The following is a 7,028-nucleotide window of genomic DNA, read 5'->3' as shown; positions in this document are numbered from 1 at the left end:
CGCGCATCCCCCACCCCGCCGTCCCCCGGCTGCGAGCGAGCGGACAGTGGCAACCCGCCAGGGGACCGCCCCACCCCTACCTCGTGATGGACTGGGTGGAGGGCACGCCGCTTTACGACTGGGCCAGCGAGCACGGCCCCACGTCGCGGCAGGTGATGGCGCTGCTCGCGAGGCTGGCGCGGGCGCTGGAAGCCACTCACGCCGTCGGAGGACTGCACCGGGACGTCAAAGGGCACAACGTGGTGGTGCGCGAGGCCGACGGGCAGGCGTTCCTCATGGACTTCGGCTCCAGTCACTACCTGGGCGCCGCGACGCAGACGAGCTCGCCATTTCCGCCGGGGACGCCGGCCTACCGTTCCCCTGAGGCCTGGCGCTTCGCGGCGGGTGCCTCCGCGTCTCCGTATGCGCCGGGACAGGCGGATGACGTCTTCGCGCTGGGGGTCACCGCGTTCCGGATGATCACGGGGCGGTATCCACCGTCGACCCATCCCGACGTGGCCGAGTCGCGGTGCTGGCATACCGAAGGAGCACGGGCCCCGTCCCCGCGAGACGTCAACGGGCGCTGCTGTCCGGAGTTGAGCGCGCTGGTGTCGCGGATGCTCTCCCCAGGCTTTCACGCGCGAGGCAGCGCCCGCGAACTGGCGGAGGCGCTGGAGTCGGCGGTGGCACGGGCGGGCGCGAAGTCGGATGTGCCACTCCTGATGGGAGGTGCCCCGCGCTCCCGTGCGTCGGCGCAGTGGAATGAACGTTCCTTCCGCTATCGAGTTCGACGGCTCCGGTGGCCGTGGGTCGCCATCATCGGACTGGGAGGGCCCCTGGTGCTGAGCCTCGGCTGGCGACCCCGCGCGGGCGCCTCGGTCGAAGTCGGTCCCATGCCGACGGCGATGTCCGTGGAGGCAACCGACGGCGGCACGGTGGCGGTGGGAGACAGCGTGTTCGCGGCCCCGGCATCTCCCGTCCAGGCCCCCGTCGCATGGTCGACCATTGGCCTGGAGATGCCACCCCGACCCTTTCCCGGGCAGACCCGGCCAGACGCATCAGGACGGTGCCCACGCAAGCTCCAAGTCCCCATCAATGGTGGCTGCTGGGTGAAGCTGGCCGTCGATAACCTGAAGGACTGCGACGAGGATGGGTATGTCCACAAGGGCGCCTGCTATGGCCCTGCCTTCCCCCCCATGCGGCCCGCCACGTCGAGCCCTACGCGCCATTGAGGAGCGGACCACGGCGAACCCTGGCCAACAGCCACGCACCGACAGCGTGCGCGGCGAATCGCGCAGTGGAGGAGGCGCTCCGAGCTGACAAGCGTCCGGGCCAAGGCGCGCGGAGAAGCGGCCGATTGCCCGCCTCCACGCCGCTTCGTCAGGGTGCACGGCCGCGGCATATCCTGCGGGCGATGGAGCCCACCTACACAGTCACCGCCGTGCAGAACCGGGACGAACTGGAGCACATCCTGGCGCTGCAAAAGAAGAACCTGAAGCAGGCGCTGTCCGAGGACGAGCTGCGCGCACAGGGGTTCGTCACGGTCCAGCACGACCTGCCGGCGCTGGAGCAGATGCACGCCATGGCGCCCAGCATCGTCGCCCACCATGACGGAGCGCTAGTGGCCTACGCCCTGACGATGCCGCGCGAGGCCCGCGCGCTGGCGCCCGTCCTGGAACCCATGTTCGCGCTCTTCGAGTCGCTCGACTTTCGAGGCAGGCCCCTGAGCGATTACCGCTTCTACGTGATGGGGCAGATCTGCATCGACAGGGCGCACCGAGGCCGGGGCTTGTTCGACCGGCTCTACCACCAGCACCGGGACCACTTCCGGGACGCGTTCGACCTCATCGTCACTGAGGTGTCCGCGCGAAACCTCCGCTCCCTGCGCGCGCACGAGCGGGTCGGCTTCGAGACGCTCCACACCTACCGGGACGCGACGGACGAATGGGCCGTGGTCGCCTGGGACTGGGCCGCGCCTCGAAAAGACGAGGCGCAACTCCGCGACGCCTCGGGGCGATAATCGCCCTGTCACGGAGGCAACCACCGGAATCCGTCCAGCCTCGAACGCTCCACGCCCGGGACCACCCGGCGCGTCCGCGCGTGGGCTGCGCCGTGAGCCGTGGGCAGAGACGACGTATCAGGTCGAATCCTTACGTCAGAAAAGACAATCATTCATCACCTGTCCGTATACCAACAAACGTCCGGACCTCCGGCGTCGGGCAGGGACGCTCCAGGTTGTCTCCCAGGGGAGAAATCACCCTATCGAGACGCACAGAGGGGCTTGGCCACACCTGAAGTGCACAGGTCTGGAGACGAATTTGTGACACGGCAATAATCTGCTTCTGGATTGCCAGGAACAGGGGCATTTGGTGTATTAAGCCGTCTCACTTCGTTGTCCCCCTATCAGGAGTTCCCCCGATGCGTCGTTATGTTGGATCTGCCTTCCTCGCCGCCGGTCTGCTCGTTGGCTGTGGCCCGAGCGAAACCGAAACGTCCACGCAGCAGCCCCAGGAGGAGCAGCAGCAGGGGCTGTTCACGGCAACGGACGTGGACGTTGCCGTCGAGTGCGAGGGCATCCTCGCGTTCGTCAATCAGGCCTCGTTCAACACGCTGGACGCGTACCTGCCCAGCAACGTGGTCCACAACCTGGTCAACCGGCGCGCGACGTCGCAGTTCGTGTCCCTGGCGGACATCTCCTCCGTGCCGCTGGTCGGTCCTGCGCGGCTGCAGCAGATCGAGCACGGCGCCCGGGACCTGAACTACATCGACGTGGAGTGCTACGGCATCGCGGATGGGCTGGCCCTGTCGCACGATGACGCGGCCGCCCTCGTGTCGCTGGTGAACAGCGTCAGCTCCACCGAGCTGCACGACATCCTCCCCTACGCCTGGAACGGCGCGCTGAACCTGCGCAACCAGCGCCCGTTCACGAGCGCGGACGCCATCGCGAACACGACGGGCATCGCCGAGGTGAGCTTCCGCAACCTCCGCAACGCGGCCACGCTGAGCCGTCCGTTCGAGGCGCTCATCGCCGCGGTGAACAACCAGCCGGTTTCGCACGGCGGCGTGTTCATGGCGCGCCACTTCGACTGGTGGACGAACCTGCACGGCGGCCAGTTCTACAACTTCCAGATTGACTCGTGCTTCGGCATCGAGCCGGAGCGGGTGTTCGGCGAGCAGCCCCGTCCGTACCTGGCCGACGCCGCCGAGGTCCGCGCCGAAGTCGAGGCCACCATCGCCGCGTCCGAGCGCCGTGTCGCGCTGGATCCGAACGTGAAGGCCGCCGGCCTGGCGAACCTGTACGCCCTGACCGAGGGCCGCTCGTTCTTCGGCTGCTACTACGGCTACTCGCGCGACCCCTGGAGCGGCCACAGCGCGGCGTTCTTCGTCGACACCGTGTCCGGCTTCAGCGTGTACACGGACAGCTACTGGGCGGAGTGATTCACCCGTGCGCCGGACGGGGCTGAACGGCCCGTCCGGGGCACGGTGGGTGTGAAGGGGCACCGACTCAGGAACAGTGCCTCTTCACTTCCTGCAGGAACAGGGTGAGCGAGTAGTCCAGCAGCGACTGTCGAGATTGCATGTACCGGCGAGCGCGGAGGAAAGGCAGCCAGACGCGCCTGCCAACGCGCACCTGGGACTCCTCCAGTTTCTGCCGCGGCACCCACGTCCCGCCCAGCCGCCGCACCAGCACGTCACCCAGATAGGCCCCTAGCGCTGGCGCGGTGTGCTCGTCGATGAGTTCGCGCGTGTACCGCTCAGGGAAGTTCTCCCTCCAGAAGTGGAAGTCCAGGTCCGTGAGTGACTCGGGCGTCTCCTCCATGATGGACGGCACCTTCGTGTGTAGCGCTGCCACCAGTCCTTCGGACAGGTCTCCGTAGGAGGCGAGGACGCGCTCCGGATTCTCCACGTCAGAGGGAAGGGCGGCTGGGAGCCACTCCTCCGGCGAAGGAGGTCGAAACGCGTTCAGCTCGGCAATCTTCTGCTGCCGCTCACTGATGGCGAACTCGTCTGGCAACCGTGAGAGCAGCGGCGCCAAGTCAGGATGGAAGCGGGGCTCCACAGGGGAGAGCGCGGCGCTGCGCTCCTTCAGCGTGCGCAGCACCGTGTCGAAGTCGAGGTCCGGCCGCAGGTGGACATGAGCTCGAGCCTGGGCCACCCGCGCTTCGTCGCTCGCGAAGTCCGCGGCGGTGGGCCGCAGCACCAAGAGGACGGAGCCGTTGGGGAGTTCCTCCACGAGGTGCGCAGGAGTCGAAAGCATCCGCTCGAGACCTATGCTTTCTACGAGCTTGGGACCAAAGATGTTCAGCCAGAACACGTCGTAGATCGTGTCGGTCCCATGCCTCTCGCAGGTTTCGTCATCGCGGCCAAACCGAGGAAAATCAGCCAACTGCCTGTCCGCTGCACTATGCGCCACGGCATAGGGCACTGGATACATCGAACCCCATCCGCGAACTGCCTTTACGACCCCCTGGCAACGCTCCTCATCTGAAAAGAAGGAGATGGGCTGCACATCAAGCCAGATGCGTATTTTCGCGGGAGCAAGCGAAAGCCCAAGATCAATCGTCAGCGAGACAGCCGGGAAAGCCGTTCGATACAAACCAACTGTCGAACCATACCGATCTCGGCGCTCCTTCAGCGCCGCCACGACCGCATCACGCGAATAGCTACGCTGCCGATTGCCCTTTACGACGTCGGGCATCCAATCACCCGCATGTAATTCAAGCCCCTGAAGAAAGGGCTCTAATTCACGCTCTAACGCACCATGGTGATTGAATGACCCGTCAAACGAAAGCCTCAGCGTATCTTCAACGTTCAGGTCTTCAAGGGTCAACAGCTTCATTGAAACAAGACCTCCACTCCCTTGACATCCTCTTTGACGTTCCTCACCGCACTCGAAAGCAGGTCCGTATCGACTGGAGCAAGCTTGCGTTCATAGACGAGGCGGACCCTTTCGACCTTTACCGGCATACCACGGAGCTTGAATCCAGGCCGTCTAATGTCCACCGTCTCTCCGTAGTACTGTAGGGCGTCGCCCGCATCCGCCCTCATCTGCGCCGTCAGTTCACTCCGCTCCAAGCGATTGAGTTCTCGGCTCTTGAAGCTGAACGTCTCCACGCGGGGTGTCGGGCCAGCAGCGGGCCCCTCTTCGATGACGAGCACGTCCGCGAAGCGAAGGTCCGCCTTCGCCACGCCCACGTGCGTCTCGATGCGGGGCTGGTCGAAGTCCTTGAGCCACCGCCGCTGCGCCCGAGGGAGCGCCGCGTCCGCCTCCAGGAGGGCGACCATCTTCTTCTCGAAGGCCAGCCCTCGGGCGTACCTGGCGCGCACGAGCCGGTAGCCCGCCCACTTCAGCGGCCCCTTCTCCGCAATCCCCTTCTTGATTTCCGCGGCTCTCGTCTCCAGGTATGCCACGTAGTCGGCCCAGAGTGGCTCCGCTGCGACTTCGGCTGGAGCCGCCTTCCGCAGAGCCTGGCGGTGCCGCGTCAGCTCCGCCACGTTCATCGACAGGCGCGCTCCCGGGAACTCCGCTTCCCACTGCTTGAACTTCGCCTCCGCCACCTCCGCGGGGAGTCCGGCGGCCTCGGGGGGCACGGAGGGCCGACTGCCGCTGCTTCTCCCTGCGCCCCCGCCAGTGGACGCGGCGCTCGGGGGCTCGCGGTACCGCACCGCCAATGTGGCCTGTGCCTGAGCGACGTTGCCTCGCGCCTCGTACAGCGCCAGCGCGCCGACCTCGCCCCACTCCGCCACCAGAATGGCTGCGTTCCGGTCCTGCTGGAGGTGCCGGGCCAACTCCCCCACGGCGCTCTCCCCAAGTCGCGCCTCCAACCGCGCCAGCACGGCCTTCAGCGCTTCCACGCGGGGCACCACCGCATGAAGCCGCGCCCCCTCCTGCCTGGAGAGGCCGGCTTCACGGAAGGCACGTGCGCCCTTCCCTCCCGCGTACAGGCCCACCATGAGAGTCGCGGGCGCCAACTGCCGCGTGGCCTCCTCGTACTCACCCTTGGCGAGGGAGGCCCCGCCCTGCGCCATCCCCGCTGCCAGGTGGTAGAAGCCCAGCGGCACGCCGAAGGTGAGGGAGTCAAAGGACGCCAGGGCCACGTTACCCGGCGCGAAGGCCCCCAGGTACTGCGCCCTCTCCACCTCCTCATACGCGGCCCGGTAGGGCGGAGGAAGCCGCGGGGGCAGCGCGGACGCGTCCACGCTCCGGCTCCCGCCGACGAGCGGAATGGAGGCGGCGACGTCGTCCGCGGCCCGTCCCAGCCCGCGCGCGATGTCGCCCGCGCGGAAGTCCCGCTCCGGGAAGTCAGCGAGGGCCAGGCCCCGCTGTTTCAGCTCCTCGCGCACCACCTCCATGTCCCCCAGCACGCGCGTCAGCAGCTTGTCCTCGGCCAACAGGTGCAGCAGCCGCCGCGCCTCGTCGTCGTGGGTGGTGTGGAAGACGAAGAGCGCGAGGACTTCCGCCCTGGGCAGGCCGTGCTTCTCGACGGCGGTGGAGAGGAAGGCCGCGCGCTTCTTGAGGAGGACGCGGGCAGCCTCGGCCTCCAGGGGGCCCAGAGCGCCCAGGCGGACGGCATTCCAGTCCGAGAGGGCCTCCACCAGCCGGGGCATGTCCGCGTGGCGCTGCAAGGCCAGGAAGGCCGCTGGGGTGGTGCATCCGAGGAAGGGCGCCAGCACCTCCTCCTCAGCCAGGTGCGGCCAACCGGAAGGCACCTCCCCGCATGCGCCCGCGAGGGCGCCCACCACACGCAGGGGCGTCATCTCGCCTCCGCCAGGGCTTGCGGGAGATGGCATGACTCGACGGCGGTGCAGGATTGGCCCGGCTTCGGGCTCCTCGTCGGAGAATTCCTCGGGCCCGTCGTCCTCGGGAAGACTCATGACAGCACCGAGCCCAGGGGCCGCGCTGGGCGCCGGGCCCGCGCCGGCAGCCAGGGTGCCTCCAGGGCCCGCCCGAGAAGGCAACGAGGCACACCCCGACGTGAGGAGCGCCAGGGCCAGCACCAAACCGGCTCCACTTCGCGGCAGTCGCTCAGCGCGCATTGTCCACCCCC

General features: G+C 67.6%; 5 protein-coding genes. 3 read left to right on the top strand and 2 right to left on the bottom strand.

The features are described 5' to 3' along the window. From G4D87_RS30570 to G4D87_RS30560, 3 genes are all read left to right on the top strand, one after another. Window positions 1–1,211: serine/threonine protein kinase (locus G4D87_RS30570; RefSeq protein ID WP_163786232.1), on the top strand; the 1,211-nt coding region annotated here is incomplete at its 5' end. Window positions 1,212–1,393: 182 nt separating this feature from the next. Further along, complete coding sequence (locus G4D87_RS30565) at window positions 1,394–1,999, top strand: GNAT family N-acetyltransferase (protein WP_163786231.1); 606 nt, start codon at window positions 1,394–1,396, stop codon at window positions 1,997–1,999. 398 nt (window positions 2,000–2,397) lie between these two features. Beyond that, window positions 2,398–3,417 (top strand): hypothetical protein, encoded by a 1,020-nt coding sequence (locus G4D87_RS30560; protein WP_163786230.1) that lies wholly within the window; start codon window positions 2,398–2,400, stop codon window positions 3,415–3,417. Between the two features lie 67 nt (window positions 3,418–3,484). Here the strand turns inward: G4D87_RS30560 and G4D87_RS30555 are convergent, their stop codons facing one another. Beyond that, on the bottom strand, window positions 3,485–4,819 hold the full coding sequence (locus G4D87_RS30555; protein ID WP_163786229.1) for a hypothetical protein: 1,335 nt from the start codon (window positions 4,817–4,819) through the stop codon (window positions 3,485–3,487). Next, entirely contained in the window at window positions 4,816–7,017 is a 2,202-nt protein-coding gene (locus G4D87_RS30550; protein WP_163786228.1) for a hypothetical protein, read from the bottom strand. The genes G4D87_RS30555 and G4D87_RS30550 overlap by 4 nt, the downstream gene beginning before the upstream one ends. Window positions 7,018–7,028 lie beyond the last annotated feature (11 nt).

This window comes from Myxococcus vastator, assembly GCF_010894475.1.
In the GTDB taxonomy this organism is placed as follows: Bacteria; Myxococcota; Myxococcia; order Myxococcales; family Myxococcaceae; genus Myxococcus; species Myxococcus vastator.
The sequence above is the reverse complement of the archived record's forward strand: the minus strand, read 5'-3'. Positions and strand labels throughout refer to the sequence as shown.

Bases quoted from the DNA above. Each gene is read 5' to 3' on its own strand.
- G4D87_RS30565 (WP_163786231.1), top strand. From the start codon at position 1,394: ATGGAGCCCACCTACACAGTCACCGCCGTGCAGAACCGGGACGAACTG.
- G4D87_RS30560 (WP_163786230.1), top strand. From the start codon at position 2,398: ATGCGTCGTTATGTTGGATCTGCCTTCCTCGCCGCCGGTCTGCTCGTT.
- G4D87_RS30555 (WP_163786229.1), bottom strand. From the start codon at position 4,819: ATGAAGCTGTTGACCCTTGAAGACCTGAACGTTGAAGATACGCTGAGG.
- G4D87_RS30550 (WP_163786228.1), bottom strand. From the start codon at position 7,017: ATGCGCGCTGAGCGACTGCCGCGAAGTGGAGCCGGTTTGGTGCTGGCC.